The 18,046-nt window shown below is 40.4% G+C and carries 18 protein-coding genes; 9 read left to right on the top strand and 9 right to left on the bottom strand.

Going from position 1 to position 18,046, the window contains the following annotated elements; translation table 11 throughout:
* The first annotated feature begins 28 nt into the window (after positions 1-28).
* A complete protein-coding gene (locus BM192_RS20445) occupies positions 29-307 on the top strand; it encodes a transposase (protein WP_317040255.1) in 279 nt (92 codons plus the stop codon).
* On the opposite strand, the gene BM192_RS20440 is transcribed toward BM192_RS20445, so the two are convergent.
* Positions 203-1,291, bottom strand: coding sequence for a phytanoyl-CoA dioxygenase family protein (locus tag BM192_RS20440; protein WP_083401149.1), 1,089 nt, complete (start codon positions 1,289-1,291; stop codon positions 203-205). The two genes, BM192_RS20445 and BM192_RS20440, sit on opposite strands and share 105 nt — an antisense overlap.
* Positions 1,292-1,426: 135 nt before the next feature.
* On the opposite strand from BM192_RS20440, the gene BM192_RS20435 reads away from it, so the two are divergent.
* Positions 1,427-2,275, top strand: coding sequence for a helix-turn-helix domain-containing protein (locus BM192_RS20435; protein WP_037441525.1), 849 nt, complete (start codon positions 1,427-1,429; stop codon positions 2,273-2,275).
* 11 nt (positions 2,276-2,286) lie between these two features.
* Here BM192_RS20435 and BM192_RS20430 read toward each other — a convergent pair whose 3' ends face one another.
* Both BM192_RS20430 and BM192_RS20425 read right to left on the bottom strand, forming a co-directional pair.
* Positions 2,287-3,171, bottom strand: coding sequence for a pirin family protein (locus BM192_RS20430; RefSeq protein ID WP_037441527.1), 885 nt, complete (start codon positions 3,169-3,171; stop codon positions 2,287-2,289).
* A gap of 102 nt (positions 3,172-3,273) precedes the next feature.
* Positions 3,274-3,873, bottom strand: a complete 600-nt coding sequence (locus tag BM192_RS20425) for a hypothetical protein (RefSeq protein ID WP_037441530.1) — start codon at positions 3,871-3,873, stop codon at positions 3,274-3,276.
* 183 nt (positions 3,874-4,056) lie between these two features.
* On the opposite strand from BM192_RS20425, the gene BM192_RS20420 reads away from it, so the two are divergent.
* Positions 4,057-5,010: a bifunctional helix-turn-helix transcriptional regulator/GNAT family N-acetyltransferase gene (locus BM192_RS20420; protein ID WP_074964124.1), complete on the top strand. Its 954-nt coding sequence runs from the start codon at positions 4,057-4,059 to the stop codon at positions 5,008-5,010.
* A gap of 40 nt (positions 5,011-5,050) precedes the next feature.
* On the opposite strand, the gene BM192_RS20415 is transcribed toward BM192_RS20420, so the two are convergent.
* Genes BM192_RS20415 through BM192_RS20405 form a run of 3 tightly spaced genes read right to left on the bottom strand, consistent with a single transcriptional unit; the run spans position 5,051 to position 7,397 of the window.
* On the bottom strand, positions 5,051-6,070 hold the full coding sequence (locus BM192_RS20415; protein WP_037441533.1) for a gliding motility protein GldB-related protein: 1,020 nt from the start codon (positions 6,068-6,070) through the stop codon (positions 5,051-5,053).
* Complete coding sequence (locus tag BM192_RS20410; RefSeq protein WP_037441536.1) at positions 6,070-6,828, bottom strand: AraC family transcriptional regulator; 759 nt, start codon at positions 6,826-6,828, stop codon at positions 6,070-6,072. The genes BM192_RS20415 and BM192_RS20410 overlap by 1 nt, the downstream gene beginning before the upstream one ends.
* A 5-nt stretch (positions 6,829-6,833) precedes the next feature.
* Positions 6,834-7,397, bottom strand: coding sequence for a dihydrofolate reductase family protein (locus BM192_RS20405; protein WP_037441539.1), 564 nt, complete (start codon positions 7,395-7,397; stop codon positions 6,834-6,836).
* A gap of 153 nt (positions 7,398-7,550) precedes the next feature.
* On the opposite strand from BM192_RS20405, the gene BM192_RS21310 reads away from it, so the two are divergent.
* Positions 7,551-8,978: a methylated-DNA--[protein]-cysteine S-methyltransferase gene (locus BM192_RS21310; RefSeq protein WP_070808208.1), complete on the top strand. Its 1,428-nt coding sequence runs from the start codon at positions 7,551-7,553 to the stop codon at positions 8,976-8,978.
* A gap of 83 nt (positions 8,979-9,061) precedes the next feature.
* Complete coding sequence (locus tag BM192_RS20395; protein ID WP_037441542.1) at positions 9,062-11,599, top strand: hybrid sensor histidine kinase/response regulator; 2,538 nt, start codon at positions 9,062-9,064, stop codon at positions 11,597-11,599.
* Between the two features lies 1 nt (position 11,600).
* Here BM192_RS20395 and BM192_RS20390 read toward each other — a convergent pair whose 3' ends face one another.
* Both BM192_RS20390 and BM192_RS20385 read right to left on the bottom strand, forming a co-directional pair.
* Positions 11,601-12,929 (bottom strand): sigma-54-dependent transcriptional regulator, encoded by a 1,329-nt coding sequence (locus tag BM192_RS20390; RefSeq protein WP_037441545.1) that lies wholly within the window; start codon positions 12,927-12,929, stop codon positions 11,601-11,603.
* Between the two features lie 88 nt (positions 12,930-13,017).
* Positions 13,018-13,329: a hypothetical protein gene (locus tag BM192_RS20385; protein ID WP_037441547.1), complete on the bottom strand. Its 312-nt coding sequence runs from the start codon at positions 13,327-13,329 to the stop codon at positions 13,018-13,020.
* Between the two features lie 331 nt (positions 13,330-13,660).
* On the opposite strand from BM192_RS20385, the gene BM192_RS20380 reads away from it, so the two are divergent.
* The 4 genes from BM192_RS20380 to BM192_RS20365 all read left to right on the top strand — a co-directional run bounded on the left by BM192_RS20380 (position 13,661) and on the right by BM192_RS20365 (position 17,737).
* On the top strand, positions 13,661-14,098 hold the full coding sequence (locus BM192_RS20380) for an RrF2 family transcriptional regulator (protein WP_037441549.1): 438 nt from the start codon (positions 13,661-13,663) through the stop codon (positions 14,096-14,098).
* An 89-nt stretch (positions 14,099-14,187) separates the two neighbouring features.
* Entirely contained in the window at positions 14,188-14,979 is a 792-nt protein-coding gene (cobA, locus tag BM192_RS20375) for a uroporphyrinogen-III C-methyltransferase (protein ID WP_037441551.1), read from the top strand.
* Positions 14,980-15,185: 206 nt separating this feature from the next.
* Positions 15,186-16,790, top strand: a complete 1,605-nt coding sequence (locus tag BM192_RS20370; RefSeq protein WP_037441553.1) for a S8 family peptidase — start codon at positions 15,186-15,188, stop codon at positions 16,788-16,790.
* Between the two features lie 101 nt (positions 16,791-16,891).
* A complete protein-coding gene (locus BM192_RS20365) occupies positions 16,892-17,737 on the top strand; it encodes a PAS domain-containing protein (RefSeq protein WP_083401148.1) in 846 nt (281 codons plus the stop codon).
* Positions 17,738-17,780: 43 nt separating this feature from the next.
* Here BM192_RS20365 and BM192_RS20360 read toward each other — a convergent pair.
* The coding region (locus BM192_RS20360; protein WP_139218455.1) for an integrase core domain-containing protein at positions 17,781-18,046 on the bottom strand (266 nt) is incomplete at its 5' end.

Here is an 18,046-nt window from a genome sequence, read left to right as displayed (position 1 = left end):
TAAGCAAGCTTACAACTTAAGCCTAAACCTGAGTAACATCTTCGAGAAAACCACCGACAAACTTTATGGTCTGGCAAGACTTGCCAAATGGCATGAGGCGGTAAGGCAATCAGGCTTTAAGTCGTTCAATACGATTTCAAGATCCATTCAGCACCATTATGAAACCATCCTAAACTACTTTGATAGTCGTTCCACGAATGCTTCAGCTGAGTCTTTCAATGCAAAGATAAAGGCATTTAGAAGCCAGTTTAGAGGAGTAAGAAGCACTGAGTTTTTCTTGTATCGCCTCACCCAACTTTATGCTTAAAAACACCCTTAGTCCACAAGTTTTTGACTTGATCCGTAGTTTCTTACCCAAAGGGGAAAGTTCTGCCGCGGAATACTGTTGCTCCCGTTGCAGGGGATCGCCGGGGAAAGCAAAACCTTCAGGTGCTTTCCGTTCTCTCCAGGAGGAAATTCTCCATTGCCGTATATCCTCGTTATCTTCTTCAGCAGGCATCATCGAAATATATTGTGCAATCCGGACTTTATCCTTGCTATTGTTCACCCTGATCCCATGGGGTTGTGAACTATTAAAGATCAAGAGGTCACCGGCCTCCATTTTTACTTTTGTCGGTGTAAGACCGGTCGTGTCCGGCTTAAAATGATTTCGGTCATCAGGTTGCGTCAGTTTCCACTGATCGTAGGTACGATATAGTTCCGGGATACATTGAAAACCGCCCATATTTTCGTCCGTTTGGTCCACTAGAGCCAGTACGCCCTGTACATTTTGAGGCTTGGTCTCCGGATCATAATCCCAGTGTATAAATCCTTTATATTCATGGCCGGGACGAATCGGGAAGTTGAGGTTGGCGCGATCGATAGTCACCCATAATTTTTCAGTCCCCCAGATATCGCAAAAAGCATCATAAATTCTTTTGTTCTGACGGTTCTCCCATAATAATTGGTGGTTATAAACTTCTACCATACCAGTATTACTCAGTTCCTTCATTTTCATTTCTGATAATGGTGCGGTGTACCAGGTTTCGGGGTTGCCGGAGTCTTTACCCTCGAAGTTCCATAAGAAGGTTGCCGTTTTTTTAGCCTGTTCTAATGAGATAGCCTGTTTGATGATTACGTATCCGTTCCGGATCCAAAACGTCCAGTCATCTTCAGACAGAACCCGTAATTTCTCGCGACTGCTGCGGTCATTTAACTTTACACTGCTACTTGCCGCAGTAGATGGATTTCCTGGAATATCATGATGTATTAGATTTGATCTGGTTGCTGGAGGTATAGTTTCTTTTTCCATAATTTTATACTTTTAGTTTGCTCCTACAAATTTGTCGTCAAACACGATGTCGAATTTCCTCCGTAATGACACCTTTTTGCTCTATATTGATCATTATATAAATTTGTTTTATGACTTATTGATAATACAACGAAGATGAAAATTCAGAAAGAAGATGTATTGATTGAGCCGGGACATTCCTTTCGCATTTTTTCTCCGAGTTTGAGGAATTATTTTTACTGGCACTATCATCCGGAATTTGAACTGATATTTATTGAGGGCTTAACCGGAATAAGGCATGTTGGACAGCATATATCGAGTTTTATGGAAAGTGATCTCGTACTTATCGGGTCAAATATCCCACACCTTAATTTCGACTATGGACTGATGACCGATTATCAACAGATTGTCGTGCAGCTGAAAGACAGTTTTATAAATGATGTGTTGCCTGGGATCGCTGAATTTGCAAGTATAAAACTACTTTTTAAAAGAGCGGCTTTTGGAATTTCATTTCACGGAGAGACTAAAAAGCAAGCTGTAGAGCTACTAAAAGAGATTCAGCAACTCCAGAGCTTCGGGCGCCTCATTAAGTTACTTCAAATCTTTAATTTGCTGGCAGGGAGCCAAGAATACACCCAACTTAATGAGACAGATACCAGCCTGAAACTGTTCTTAAATGATAAAGTCCGGATGGGTAGTGTTTATGAGTATATCCATCAGCATTACCATGAGCATACAGATGTGAATAAGGTTGCAGAAAAAATAGGCTTAAGCACGGCAGCATTTTGCAGATATTTCAAAAAGCAAACCAATATGACATTTACAGATTTTGTGAATCAGTACCGGATTAATCTTGCAAAAACAATGCTATTGCAAGATATTAATGTATCAGAAGCTTGTTATGGTGTAGGGTTTCAGAGTTTGTCTTATTTCAATAAGCTTTTTAACAAACTGACTGGATTAGGGCCGCTTGAATTTAAAAAGCAATTTAGCAGCGCAAAATAAGTTCATGGCGTCTATTTTTTATATAATGCCGGATAGGGAACAAATTCAGTATCATCGCCGTTGATCTTATCAAAAGCTTGGTCAATCCAACGTTGTTTCGCAGTATTGATTAATTCTTTATCTGAAGCCACAAAATTCCAGTCTATAAATCTTTGTTCTGGAAAAGGATCACCTCCGAAAAGGTAAATTGTGCTGTCGGCTTCCATAACAAATTCACATAAAGAACTCTGTTTAGCTACCAGTAATTGTTTCGGACCGTACGTATTGCCGTCGCTTTCGATGCTGCCCTCTAAAATATAAAGTCCGGCTTCTCCATAAAGTTCCTTGCCGATGTTAACGATTTGGCGGCTTGAACTTTTTATTTGCAGCATAAATAATTTACTGTACACAGGGACTGCAGACCGGTGTCCGGATATTTCTCCTGCAATAAGTTTATATTGCAGGTCACCCTCTGTCCAGGACGGTAACTGCCCTGCGTCAATATGAAAAAACTCAGGCTCCATCTCTTCCAGTTTTTTAGGCAGGGCAACCCAAATCTGTAAACCATGAATAACCTTGTCAGAATGCCGCAGATATTCAGGTGTTCGTTCTGAATGGACAATACCTTTTCCAGCAGTCATCCAGTTTACCGCACCAGCTTTGATCTCGACTTCGTTACCAAGTGTGTCGCGATGCATAATGCTTCCTTCGAATAGGAAAGTAAGCGTAGACAGGCCGATATGTGGATGTGGCATAACGTCAAAGTTTTCCCTTTCATTCATTTTTACAGGGCCCATGTGGTCAATAAAAATGAAAGGGCCCACCATTCTTTTTTCCCGGAAGGGCAATAGCCGGCCCACCATAAAATTCCCAATACTTGCCGCTCTTTCTTCTATGATAAGGTTAATATTTGACATGGCGCGTTGTTTAAATGCAGATTAATCACCAATTGTAATTTGCTAAAAAATTACCAATTACAATAGGTGATTTTTCTTCTGATCGGAAATCAAAACAATAGATTACAGATTAGCAGTTAACAATTGTTGTACAATATAACCTTTGTTAGGGTTTTCAGGATCATGTGTAACTAAAGCCCTTACTCTGGCTTTAGCACTATAGTCGGCATTGCTTTGCATTTTTTCCGCCAATGAAAGAATCTGATCCATTTGACTGGCAATCTCCTGATTCAGTGGCTTTAGCTCATAAGCACCGGAGTAGATGAATTTGCCGTCCAGTTTCCTGAAAGCCAGTCCACGGGCAAGTATGCTATGTATCTGCAGCGAAATTTCAAATGGGTCCTTGCCGGTATACTTTTCTTTGCTGAGAACCTGTTCCAGTACGAACCACTTGTCCGGACCATCCTGGGGAGCTACATCCGGCACATATACTTTTGCTTTAACTTTATAAGTGTAACCAATTTCCCTCTCCGAAAACTCTGTTAATGATAATGGAGATGAGCTTTTATCCGACCAAAGGTAGATGTTGCTATTGTCAGTAGAATAGAAGTGGTCGACAAAAAGTTCAGTTGTCTGCCCGTTTTTGGGATCGGTCCGGTCGAATTTTTCTTTTGAACATCCGAAACTGAAAAATACCAGGCATAGGAGAGGTAAGTAGCGCATAATTATTTGGTTTTAGGTTTTTATTATAAACGCAACGATTCTCTAAAACGCAACAAAAATAACATCTTTTTTTTTAAATTAAATTGCTGAAAATCATCATCGTGCTAATTTATTTTTTTTCATAGTGTAAATCTTGCATATATTTGCGTAACTGATTACGTAATTAATATATTTAAATATACAATGGATTTTTTTAATCAAACAGGGCATATGGCCATTGGCACAAGACTTAGGATGCTCTCCGATAAAGTTTCAGATGATGCTGCACAGGTATATCAATTATTTGACGTAGACCTGCAGCCGAAATGGTTTCCCGTTTTTCATGTGCTTCAGCAGGGGGAGTTTACGATTACCGAAATTGCGCAGCAGATTGGGCATTCTCATCCTTCGGTTAGCAAAATCGTCTCTGAAATGGCAAAAAAGAAAATTGTTACTGAGAATAAAGACAAGAACGACGGAAGAAGAAATGTGATCAGATTATCTGCTAAAGGCCGGGACATGGCAGAGAAATTTGAAAAGCAGGTGGTAGACGTTGGAAGTGCAGTTCAGGAAATTCTGGAAAGCAGCAGAAACAATCTTTGGGAGGCGATAGAGGAATGGGAATATCTTTTAGAACAAAAGTCATTATACAAAAGGATTGTAGAACATAAAAAACTAAGAGAAGCCAAGGATGTCAAAATTGTGCCCTTTGAGGAAAAATACGCTAAAGACTTCAAAGCATTGAATGAAGAATGGATTTCAACCTATTTTAAAATGGAGAGTGCTGATCATCAGTCTTTAGATCATCCAAAAGAATATATTTTGGATCGGGGAGGAGAAATCTTTATTGCATTATATCAGGATGAAGTGGTTGGAAGTTGTGCGCTGATTAAAATGAATGACCCGCAATACGATTACGAACTGGCGAAAATGGCGGTGTCTCCAAAAGCTCAGGGAAAAAATATCGGCTGGTTATTGGGGAGTACTATAGTAAACCGGGTAAAAGAATTAGGTGGAAGGAACTTATATCTGGAAAGTAACACCCTGTTGAAACCGGCAATTAATTTATATCAGAAATTAGGATTTGAAAAAGTAGTGGGGCGTGCTACACCTTATGAGCGCTGTAATATTCAAATGGAATTGAAAATCCATTTATAATTACAGCGCTGGTTGATGCAAAAAGTATAAAGGCCGATTTTTATTTCTGCATTTTCTTTTCGTATCCGCTTTTATTTAAAACCTCAGCTATAGGTAGTTTGTAGATATCCTTCCAGGATTCCGGACCGTGTAAATCCGTATAAGATTGAATAATTCTGAAGCCCAGCCAGTAGAAAAGAGTTTTAGGTGCGTTGGGAAATAGTTTGAACTGGTCATTTCTCAACAAAGGATTGTTACCATCTTTGGAATTAAAATACACCTTAACCTGCCTGAAGATTTCCTTTTCATTTTTGAGATACCAGTTCCACTCTTTTTCTGACATATTTTCTACAGCTTCACGTTCTTTTATCTTCCGGTCAAAAAATGCCCAGGTGAAATAGCAGGCAAATCCCTCGTCAATCACTTGTGCCAAAGCAGTTTCATTAAGCGGGTCTTTAAGTCTTCCCGGTTCGTAAGCAAGGTGGTTCAATTCATGAGGAATTCCTTTGTGGATTGTATAGTCCAGATTATTATTGGCGTAATTGAGCTCCAGTGCGAACTGATCTGCATTACACCCACCAAAACCAATTCCTTGTAATGGGGTAAATAAAATGCTGATGACGGCCTGAGGCTTAACCTTTACCATTTGATTGAATTTATGCAGGTTAAATTTCAGGATAGAATCAAGATTCATAGAAATCAATTGCCTTGTCTTCAGGTCAAAAGCAGCTTTGTTTTCCGGATACAACGTTTTATTCCAGGCGATCATTCCCGATGGATTGTTAAACCTGGAAGCATTCTCGTCGCCGAAGATCATTCCGTAACAACCATCCCAAAGTTGCTGATGCGGGCGGTATACGTTTTTAACAATCATCAGACTGTCGTATGCCCCGTTCTGATGCGCAAGAATCTGGCTTTTAAATAAATTATGAACGACAATATTATCTACCCTTATACTATCAGAAACCATCATCAAGCTGTCCCGATAGGTTAACTTTCTGCTTTGACCAAGCAGGTTATTATTTAATGAAGAGATCAGAAAAAATAGTATCCCTGTACTCAGTACGAAAAGTGATTTCATTAGCTTTTTTTAATCATGGATAACGTAATACCAAAAAATCTCTTGAATGCAGTATTCAGATGAGCGTGATCATAAAAACCAGTCATAAAAGCAACATGTCGGGGATCCTGGCTTTTCAGGAGCATTGCTTTTGCAATTTTGAGTCTTTTAACCATCATATAAGCCTGAGGAGAAATGCCTCTGGCAGCTTTGAAAACTCTTACAAAATGGAATTTACTCATACAGAACTGTTTTGATAACCAATCCAGGCTAACCGGCTGATAAGGAGAGGTTTCACAGAGTTCGTCCAGCAGTGCAAACCTATTTTCCGTTACCGGTTTTTCGTTTGTAGCGTACTGCGAAAGTCTTTTTAATACGGTTTCAAAGTTGGCCAGAGAACTTTGACCGGCAAATAAATTACTGAGCTCACCGGCAAGGATATTATCATTTATAACGCGCTCTAGTCTTTCCGGTTTTTTCCCGGTTCCGTGATATTTCAGCAGATCAGGATTAACATACAGTGTCTGGTAACTGTATCCCGAACTATCAATCGCCTGGTTCTTATGTACTTCATTAGCCTGGGTTACACTCACAGACCCTGTTAACGCATAAAAACTTTCATCTGGTGTATCCAGCTGCTCCGTTCCACCGGTTATAAGGGAAATACAGTAGTAATCATGAAAGTGAAAAGGAAAGTAGTCAGTCTCATTTATTGAGGAAAACATTTCAATATTATCTGAATGATTCCATTTTTTATATTCAAAAGAAGAAGGGCGCATAATTATTATTTCGGCTCGTATTGAAGCAGTACAATTCCCGAACTGAAAGAAAGTGACTGAGTTAGTCGGAGTTGAATATTTTCAGTGGACTTTCTGAAAACAGGCAGACCTCCACCAATTGCTACAGGATTCATGTAAAGGTGGAACTCATCAATTAGACCGCTATCTATTAAATAAGATACAAAACTGCAGCCACCGTAAACCATGATATCTTTTCCTGGCTGAGATTTTAACTGCCTGATAAAAGTTTCCGCATCGCTGCTGATAACCATGGTATTTTTCCAGTCCTGTGCATTTGCAGTCGCAGAGAAAACAATTTTTGGCGTATTGACCATCTTTTCGCTGGATGCATCCGCTGTTTCCGGGTTTTCCTGTAAAGATTGCCAATGTGGGATAAAACCGTCTGCCAGTTTTCTGCCGAGCAGTATACAGTCAACATTTTCTGTTTGTTTACTGACATGTGCTTTCAGGTTATCGTCCCAGTCCCATACCAGCCAGTCCAGTTCTCCTTCAAGACCTGCGGCATAACCATCAGCACTCATCTGCAATTGCAATTTTAGTTTTCTCATGATTTCTATTTGGTTCGTCTAATTTAATATATTTAATAACAACTCCCCAAATCATAAGATTTTAGTTTTTGCCTGTATAATGGGATAACTTTAGCAAGTTTTGGGTTTTCGGGTGTTTCAGCCTGCCTTATCTTTGTATAATATCTGAAGCTTATGAACACACAGGAAGAAACAAATTTCGAACGTATCGAAGCCGCAATTAATTATATCAGCCGGAATTTTAAAACTCAGCCTGACCTTGACGAGATAGCGGAGAGTGTACATCTAAGTCCATTTCATTTTCAACGTTTATTTACAGAATGGGCAGGAGTAAGTCCGAAAAAGTTTTTGCAGTACCTGACAGTAGAACATGCTAAAGGCATTCTCCGGGATAAGCAATACAGTTTATTTGATACCGCGTATGACAGCGGTTTATCGGGTACAGGAAGATTGCATGATTTATTCGTTCATATAGAAGGAATGACCCCCGGAGAATTCAAAACGGGTGGTAATTTGCTGCTTATTAATTACAGCTTTGCCCAGACCCCATTTGGTCAGGTGCTGGTTGCATCTACTGCCATTGGAATTTGTTATATGGCTTTTGCTGAAGATACGTTAACTGCGTTTCAGCAGTTGGAGAAGAGATTCCCGAATGCCGTATTCAAACAGCTGACAGACACCATACAACAGAATGCGCTGCATATTTTCGGACAGGACTGGAGCCATCTCAAACAGATAAAATTGCACCTTAAAGGAACTCCTTTTCAGTTAAAAGTATGGGAGACCCTTCTGAAGATTCCTTCGGGACAATTAACCACATATGGACAGATTGCAGCTGGCGTCGGAGCGGCGGGTTCCTCCAGGGCTGTAGGTACTGCGATAGGAATGAACCCTGTAGCATTTCTTATTCCCTGTCACCGGGTAATTCAATCCAGTGGAGCTTTCGGACAATATCATTGGGGGGCAGACAGGAAAAGCGCAATGATTGGATGGGAATCAGCTTTAGCAGAAAAGGAGAGGCAGAATATACTACCATATGACGGCGAGGTTTTTTATTACGGATCTCAGTTTAGTATTGCCGATGCACAGTCTTTTTTTGCAATTCTGCTGGAAGACATAGAATGGCAGCCCGATGAGGCTATTATATTTGGTAAACATATCTACACGAAAAGAAAAGCGGCCTGGTATGGAGACAAAGCTTTTCAGTATACTTATTCGAAGACTACAAAAATAGCTAAAGCCTGGACTCCGGCCCTGCTTGTTTTAAAACATCATGTAGAGGCACAGACCGGCCAGAAGTTTAATTCTTGCCTGCTCAATCTTTACCATGATGGACAAGAAGGAATGGCCTGGCACAGTGATGACGAGAAATCTCTCGGTAAAGACACCTGTATTGCTTCCCTGAGCTTTGGAGCGATTCGTAAATTTGCCTTTAAACACAAGACAACCGGCGAGTACGTGTATTTGATGCTCGAAAGCGGAAGTTTACTTGTTATGCAGGGAACCACACAGACACATTGGCTGCATAGATTACCGCCGACGGTAAAAGTGAAAACTCCCCGTATCAATCTAACCTTCCGTACTATGCTGGATCAGGGCTGAGCGTTTGCTTTATAAGCTGGGCAAAACTGAACAAAAAACAACAGGCTTTGTTATCTTTACCGGATTATTAAAACCAGGGCTGAATGACAGATGTAACCAGGAAGAGTTTTTTAAGTGCTGCCAAAGGAAAAATCATAGTGGGTTTTTTACTCGCGTTCTGTGCGCTGTTCCTGGCCTGGGGAGTCAGTAAGGTTGCCTTTGACGAGATGCTCGATACCGTTAATTCTATATCGGCGCCGAATGATAAACTCCGTTTGGTTAATATGGTATCCCGTAAAGTTTCCAGTCTTGATCAGCAGCAGAAGAACCTGGCATTTAGTTCCCCTGGTAAATACAATCAGTTTTTTAAAGAGTCCCGGCAGCTCCGTGTATTACTCGACTCCCTTTCTGGTATGTATAAGAATGACTCCGTACAACTGAGTAGGATTAAGTCCATTGAGGGCCTGCTGGTTATTCGTGACAGGCAATTTGTAAATTATCTGAAAGTAAGAGAAGGCCTGGTTAATAACCAATCCTTTCGAAATGAAGTACAGAAGCTTAATCAATTGGTAAATAAGGGCCCGGGCCCGCAGGATAGCACTGTAGTTACTACAGAGAAAAAAACTTCGACAGTAACTATTTTCCCGGTAGATGAGGTCAAGAAGAAAGGACTTTTTAACCGTATTTTTGGAAAGAAAAAAGAGGAAGAGAATACTTCCTATCAGGTGACAAATGAAGAAAAGATCCAGAGAGATACAATTTCACTATCAGCAGATACTGTAATCGCGAGAGGACTTGAAAAATCCCTGAGGACAATCGCAGAAGAACAGAAAATTAAAAGTGCGAGGTTTCTTGACCGGGAGGCTGTACTAGCTGAAGCTAATAATAAGCTCATTAACCAGATGCTGGATATTCTGCGTAAGGTAGAGGGAGAGGTGGTTATTCAGATCGAACAGAATGGAATCCGCGCTAAAGAAGTCGTTAATACCGGAATCAGCAGGATCAGCTTCATTATGATCGGATTTTTCCTCCTTACCGTTATTCTGTTGTACCTGATTCTCACTGATATTACCCGAAGCAACCTTTACCGGAAGGAACTCGAAGAAGCGAGGGATGAAGCCGAATTTCACAGTATGGCGAAACAGCGCTTTCTGTCTAATATGAGTCATGAGATCAGGACGCCCCTTCAATCTATTATTGGTTATGCAGAAATTATCAGGAATCAGCCGAACCCTCAGTTAAGGGATATTAATGCGATTTATAGTTCCTCAGAACACCTGTTGCAAATTGTCAATGAGATTTTAGATTATAACCGGATTATATCAGGCAAGTTTACCTTCAGTTCCAAGACTTTCCGTCTCGCCGATCTGCTTGAGGATGTGATTCTTGTTATGAAACCCCAGGCAGAACAGAAAAAACTGATCATGCGTACTGACGTTGATCTTTCCGGTTCTGGTATTGTGATGGGAGATCCGTTCCGTTTAAAGCAGATTCTGTATAACCTGCTGAGTAATGCCATTAAGTTTACGCCTCATGGTGAGATTTTATTACGGGCAGAAGATAAACGGCAGGGTGGTCAGCTCCACATGATTTTCACTATAACCGATACTGGAATCGGAATGACAGAGGAGCAGAGTAACCGGATATTTATTGAGTTTGAGCAGATTGATTCTCCGGATAAAGAGGTTACTAACAAAGCTGGTGCTGGTCTGGGATTGAATATTGTCCGGTCGCTGGTAGAGAATCAAGGCGGAAGGATTTATGTGAAGAGCAAACCTGGAGAAGGAAGTACTTTTACAGTATATCTGACTATGGAGGTTGGAGAAGAAACGGATCTTCCTAAAAATACGCCTGAACTGCAGGGGCCGGTTGTTCAGGGCCGTGTTTGGGTGGTCGATGACGACAGTCTCATTCTAGACTTGTGCGAGGTGATTTTTAAACGGCGTAATATTGCGTACCGGTGCTTTAACAGTCCTGTTGATATGCTGTCTGCCCCATGGGATAATGAAGTCAGTTATATTTTAATGGATATCCGGATGCCTGGAATTTCGGGAAGAGAATTGTGTCAGCAGATGCGCAGAAAGATTCCTGCAGATGTAAAGATATTTGCGATGACTGCACAAGTCCTGCCGGAAGAACTGGAGTCTGTCCTTGCACAGGGATTTGATGGCTTACTAATGAAACCTTTCCGGGAAACTGATCTTTTAGGTGTATTCCGGGTACCGGGATCCGTAGCAATACCAGTTACGCAGAAAATTATTACACAACCAGCTATAACCACCAGCGTGGTAGACTTCGACACAAGCGTTATCGAAAAGATGACCTTTGGAGACAATGACTTGCTTTTAAAAATTTTAAACCGGTTCAGAGATGACTGCGAGCAGGACAGCATGACCTTGCTGGAAGCACTGAAAAAGACAGAGTTCGAAGAAGCCAGACTTATTGTCCACCGTATCGCCGGGAGGACAGCTCAGATGGGGGCCTCAACACTAGCTGCGGAATTTCGTTTAATGGAGATCAGTCTGGACCGGGCAGGTACTATTACAGTAGAAGACGCAAATACGACCAGATTGATGGTTACAGAATTGAATGCCCTTATTGAATTGGTAGACCAGAAGATTGCAAACTTACAGCAGCAGTAAATTATTCTATCTCGTAGCGCTCCATTTTACTGTAAAGCGTTTTTCTATCGATATTTAACAGCTTTGCAGCTTTTGATTTATTGTATTTAACCTTAATCAGCGTCTCTATGATCAGGGTTTTCTCATTACTTTCATTGATTGCTTTTAAATCTGAACCACCGGGTTTAGGACTTTGCTTGATTGCAAGGATCATTTCATCCGGAAGCGATTCCATTTCAGCGGTATCTCCCGGCGTCAGTAATACCATTCTTTTGATTACATTTTTAAGCTCCCTTAAGTTACCCGGCCAGTCATAATTTAATAAAAGTGATTTAACGGCAGGCGCCAGGTGCTTTACATTACGATCAAGTTCCTTATTAGAAAGTTTAATAAAATGTTCAATGAAAAGCTCCAGATCTTTATCCCGCTCTCTTAAGGCAGGTAAAAGGATTTTAAACTCATTTAGACGATGATACAGATCTTCCCTGAATTCTCCCTGCTGGATGCTGTTCAGCAGGTCATCATTGGTCGCTGTGATAATTCTGACATCTACTGGAATCCTTTTATTACTGCCCAGCGGCTGTATAATCCGTTCCTGTAGTGCCCTCAGTAATTTTACCTGTACTTCGTAACTCAGATTTCCGACTTCGTCAAGGAATAACGTTCCGCCATCGGCGGCTTCGAATTGTCCTTTTTTATCACTAACAGCTCCAGTGAACGCACCTTTAACATGGCCAAATAATTCACTTGCAGCAAGATCTTTAGAAAGGGCACCGCAGTCTATTGCTATAAATGGTTTGCCATTTCTTTTACTCTGTGTGTGTACAGTACGTGCAGCATATTCTTTTCCCGTACCACTTTCACCCTGTATAATTACAGACATGTCAGTGGGAGCAACCAGGTCAATATGTGCATATAATTTATCTGCTGTAGCACTTTTACCTTTAATAAAATCGCTATGTTCAACAGTATCTTTAGTATCTGGAATATCTTTCTTATCTAATGCCGAATTAATAATCATCAGCAGTTCGTCAGGGTTGACAGGCTTGGTGATATAATCCATTGCGCCAAGCTGAATAGATTTAACTGCTGTACGAACATCATTGAAGCTTGTCATGATTACAATCGGACTGTGCAGTCCTTTTTCTCTGACATGCGCTAAAATATCAAAACCGTTTCCGTCAGGTAAACGGTAATCTATAAGCAGTAACTGGAATTCATCCTGGGAAAGTAATTTGAATGCATTTTTGACATCATGGACGATGACCGGTTCATGGCCGTGCTTTTTAAGAAAGCCTTCCAGTAGTTGTGAGAACGTGAGGTCATCTTCTATAATTAGTATTTTCGCCATGATTATCCGCTTTGATATTATGGCAAAAATACAAAAGCCGGAGAACTTCCGGCTTTTATATCATTATATTTTAATAAAATGGATAAGGTTATTGAATAACTGTACCGTCTTGTCCAACTTTAAGGAAAGCAACTTCATTTCCTTTTTTCACATCTACTTGATAATAAGTAGACTTATCAGCATTGGTAATTAAAAATGCAGTAGTAGGCACCCAGTCTTTATAAGCATCAGCTTTCAGGGTAGTTTGTACTGGCTGTGGTAATTCTTCCAGTTTAACCGGTACTTTAGCTGAACTATCTTGCTGTACTGTAATCGCTAACGGCGATTTAATTTCATTTGCATTAACGGTTGAAACTCCTGCGAATACTAAAAGGGCTGCTGATAAAATGAAATTTTTCATAGTAATATGTTTTAAATTTATAAATATGTTATAGTTAATTCTGATAAGACATGTTTCAAAATAATGCCAGCGTGCCATTATTTATTAATTCCGTTGATTATCAGTATTTTGAGTGTTATCTAAAGATCATATAGGTGCCGACTTTCTCCACACTTTGCCCTTTTAACAGGCATTTTATAGCCAATATTGACTATTACGCTGACTATTGCCCTTTCAAATTCTGTTGTCTGTGAAAGAAATAGAAGAATATAATACGGGATATTGTGCGCTGCAGGTAATGAAACTGTTGTATTTCAACAATAACTAAATCTTTTCTTAGCTTTGTATCTATATGTTGTCTAAGAAAACAAAATACGCCATTAAAGCTCTGGTGGCTTTAGGCAAGAATGTCGAAAATCCTCCTATGCAAATTGTCAAACTTGCTGAGCAGGAGATGATTCCAAGGAAATTTCTGGAACAGATTTTATTGGATTTGCGTAATGCAGGCTACTTATACAGTAAAAAAGGAGCCGGCGGCGGGTACAATCTTAATAAGGATGCAGCTGATATTTATCTGGCAGATATTCTGAGAATTACGGACGGGCCTATTGCAATGGTTCCCTGTGCGAGTCTAAAATTCTACAGAAAATGCGATGAATGCCACGATGAAAAAACATGTGGTATACGTAAAACTTTTATTGATGTCCGGGATGCTACCCTTGAAGTTTTGTCTAAAACCTCTGTAGCAGACGTGATTGCGCGTGAATTAAACGGAGAAGAAGGATTTTAAAATTATTTCTGAATAAAAGACCAGTAAATCGATAGACTTTGTTATATTTGTGTTAACGGACATATATAATCACAAAAATCTAGCTACTTATGGTCTTAAATCAAATCAAAAACAATCAACTCGAACCTCGGATTACGCTACTTGGTGCAGGACCTGGTGATCCCGATTTGATCAGTCTTAAAGGTGTTAAAGCATTGCAGAGTGCTGATGTGGTTTTATACGATGCACTTGTGAATGAAGCATTACTCAATCATGCACCAGAAAAAGCAATCAAAATTTTTGTAGGAAACAGAACTGGCGATGAGGCTTTTTCCCAGCAGGCTGTAAACCAGCTTATGGTAGATTACGCACTCAACTACGGTCATGTGGTACGCTTGAAAAGCGGAGATCCTTTTGTATTTGCCAGAGGCTACGAGGAGGTTGATTTCGCGGAATCTTATAGCATTGAAACTTCAATAATTCCTGGTATCTCCAGTGCAACAGGAGTTCCTGGTTTACACAAAATCCCAATGATCTATCGTGAATTGAGCGAAAGTTTCTGGGTTCTGTCCGGGGTAAATACCCGCGGCGAAATTTCAGCTGACTTAACCGGAGCCGCGAAATCTGACGCAACGGTTGTGGTTTTAATGGGAATTGAGAAAATTAGGGAAATTGCTGAGGTATTCAAAAAAGAAGGTAAAGAAAGACTTCCGGTAGCTGTGATTGAAAATGGCTCCACAGTAGATGAGCATATTCTCGTTGGTGTGGTAGACACGATAGCAGAACTGGTAGAGGATCATAAAATATCTTCCCCGGCCTTACTTGTATTTGGCAATGTCGTTTCGCTGCATCCGTCCTTTAACAGAATTCGTGATTTCTATGCGATACTCGCTGACGCTTAATTTGATTTATTGAAGAAATAATCCGTTTACAACTATATAATATTTAAAACCAGGTAGAAATATCTGGTTTTTTTATTTTATAATAAGCTCTATTCTTAACTTTGATTACCGGGCCTGGGAACTATTCTTTAATACAGTTCGCGCCTTGCCGTCAGGCGGGACAATAATTCTCCGGTTTTACGTTTTAAGACTAATTATAACATACTATGAATACAAGACAGAATAAATTGATGATGCGTGCTGCTTTAAGTACTGTATTTGCCTTTGGACTGGGGTTTAGCGCTTTTGCACAGCAGAATAACAACTGGCAGAACCAGGATTTGAAACAAGATACCGTATTTGGAATCAGTACAGAAAAAGCATATAAAGAACTATTGAAAGGAAAGAAAGCCGTTCCTGTGATTGTCGGCGTACTGGATGGTGGTGTGGAGACTACACACGAAGACCTTAAAAGTGTAATCTGGACCAATAAAAAAGAAGTTGCAGGAAATGGAAAGGACGATGATAAAAACGGCTATATAGATGATGTACATGGTTGGAACTTTCTGGGATCGGCGAAAGGCTCTGTGGACCACGAAACGCTTGAATTGACAAGAATATTAAGAAGAGATTCTGCGAAGTTTGATAAGCAGACTGCACAAACCGTAAAAGCAGAAGACCTGCCCGCGTTCGAAGCTTATCAGAAAGCTAAAACAGATTTCGACAAACAGAAAGACGAAGCAGAGAACGCTGTTGCTAATATTTCAGCTTTAAAAGGTGTGTTGGACGAAATGGTGAAAAAGATGGGTAAAGACAACCCGGATCAGGCAGATTTCAAAAATGTTCAGACACAAACAGGTATGGAAGACCGGCTTAAAGGTATTATGGTGAGCCAGTTAGAAAATACGACTTATAAAGATTTTTACGAATCACAGATTAAGAAAGGATTAGATCATTATCAGAAACAATTAGCATACAATCTGAATATGAATTATGATCCGCGTCCGGAGCTTGTCGGCGATAATTATGCAGATAGCAAAGAGCGTTTCTATGGTAATAATGATGTAGCCGGGCCTGATGCCAGTCACGGTACACATGTTTCCGGTATTATTGCGGCAGACCGTACTAACAACCTCGGTATAAAAGGCGTTGCAGACCATGTGCAGATTATGGGTGTGCGTAGTGTTCCGGACGGAGATGAAAGAGATAAAGATGTAGCTAATGCAATCCGCTATGCTGTAGAGAATGGCGCGAAGGTATTAAACATGAGTTTTGGTAAAGCATATTCCTGGGATAAAAAAGCAGTCGATGATGCGGTAAAATATGCAATGTCAAAAGATGTGCTTATCATTCAGGCTGCAGGAAATGATAATAAGAACCTGGACGTAGAGAAAAGCTTTCCGGATCGCAGATATGAAGGTGGCGGAATTGCCGATGCTTATATAGTAGTCGGTGCTTCGGGGCCTAAAGATGACAAGACACTGAAAGCTTCTTTCTCTAACTATGGTAAAACAACAGTTGACGTATTTGCACCAGGTGTGCAGATTTACTCGACTGTTCCGGGCTCTAAATATGAGGCTTATAATGGTACGAGTATGGCTTCTCCGGTAGTTGCAGGTTTAGCATCGCTAATCAGGTCATACTATCCTAAGCTGAAAGCTGCTCAGGTAAAAGAGATCATTATGAAGACCGTAACAAAAGTCAATCATGATGTGGAGATCAGTGGTGAAGAAGGAGAAGAGGCTAAAGTTATGCCTTTTGCAGAGCTTTCTATCAGCGGTGGGATCGTTAATGCTTATGAAGCACTTAAGCTTGCAGCGAGCTATAAATAACACCCCCTATTCATTTCATTTAAACAAAAGAACCCTTCCAGACGGAAGGGTTCTTTTGTTTATTTTTTTGTATAATTACAATATGATAACCCTGTATTACCATGACTAATGAACTCCTTTTTCATTCGTCACCACTCCCCATGTGGGTGTATGATCGTATCTCTCTGAAGTTTCTGCTGGTTAATGATGCTGCAGTTAGAGTATATGGGTACAGCTTAGCAGAATTCCTTCAAATGGAGGTTAACGAGCTTTGGTCTGGCAATGACGATAATTTGTCGGCTATTCAGTTTGGCGAGCGTAAACAGCAGCAGATTCATACCACTAAAGGCGGTGAAAATCTGGTTGTATTACTGCATCTGAGCGACATCGATGCACCAATTAAAAATGCTGTTTTAGTTACGATCTCAAGCATCCGGCCATTACCATTAAAGCAAATTGAACTAGGGCAGCAGGAGCGTAAGTTCATGGAAATGGTGCAAGACGGGGGCGACATGATCGCTGTTGTCGGCGTAGATCTCAGGTACATTTATCTCAATCCGACCTTATTGAAATTTCTCGGTAAAGATGCCATGGCAGAACAATTTATCGGGCACTCCTCATTACAGTATGTCGATAAGCGGGACCATGAAAAACTACTTAAATATTTTGAAAATATCTATTCTTTTGACAGGATCAGGCTTGAACCTCTAAGATGTAAAAATCTTGCAGGCGATACATTCTGGGTAGAAACGTTGTTGGTTAATTTAACGGAAGATCCTGCAATTGGCGGATATCTATGCAGTTTCAGGGACGTCACTGCACGCGTTAAAAATGAAGCAGCGCTTCGGGAAAGTGCAGAACGATACGAGATTGTTTCTAAGGCGACCAGTGATACAATCTGGGACTGGAATCTATTGACAGGGAAAATATGTCTTATCCTGAAATGGCTATACAGTTTACTGAATTAATTTTAGATAGACTATACACGCAAATTTGTTATTCCTGTATCAATTATACAAGTTGCTTTTCATTTGGTTTGCACCATTTAGGTTTCCATCTTTTTTTCAATGGCCCGTGTTTCAGGTGTGCCTGCTCTGGAGTTAGATAATCACAACTAGCATGGGGCCTTAATTGATTATAGGTTTGGATATTTTCTCTTATCTTTTGGGTAGTTTCCCTAAAACCAACTTTTGAGCTATGCAAATCAAATTCTGATTTTAGTATCCCGTTTACCCTTTCTGCAATGGCATTTTCATAAGGACTTCCATTCTCGGTCA

This window comes from Pedobacter antarcticus, from assembly GCF_900112985.1.
Lineage (GTDB): Bacteria > Bacteroidota > Bacteroidia > Sphingobacteriales > Sphingobacteriaceae > Pedobacter > Pedobacter antarcticus.
The sequence above is the reverse complement of the archived record's forward strand: the minus strand, read 5'-3'. Positions and strand labels throughout refer to the sequence as shown.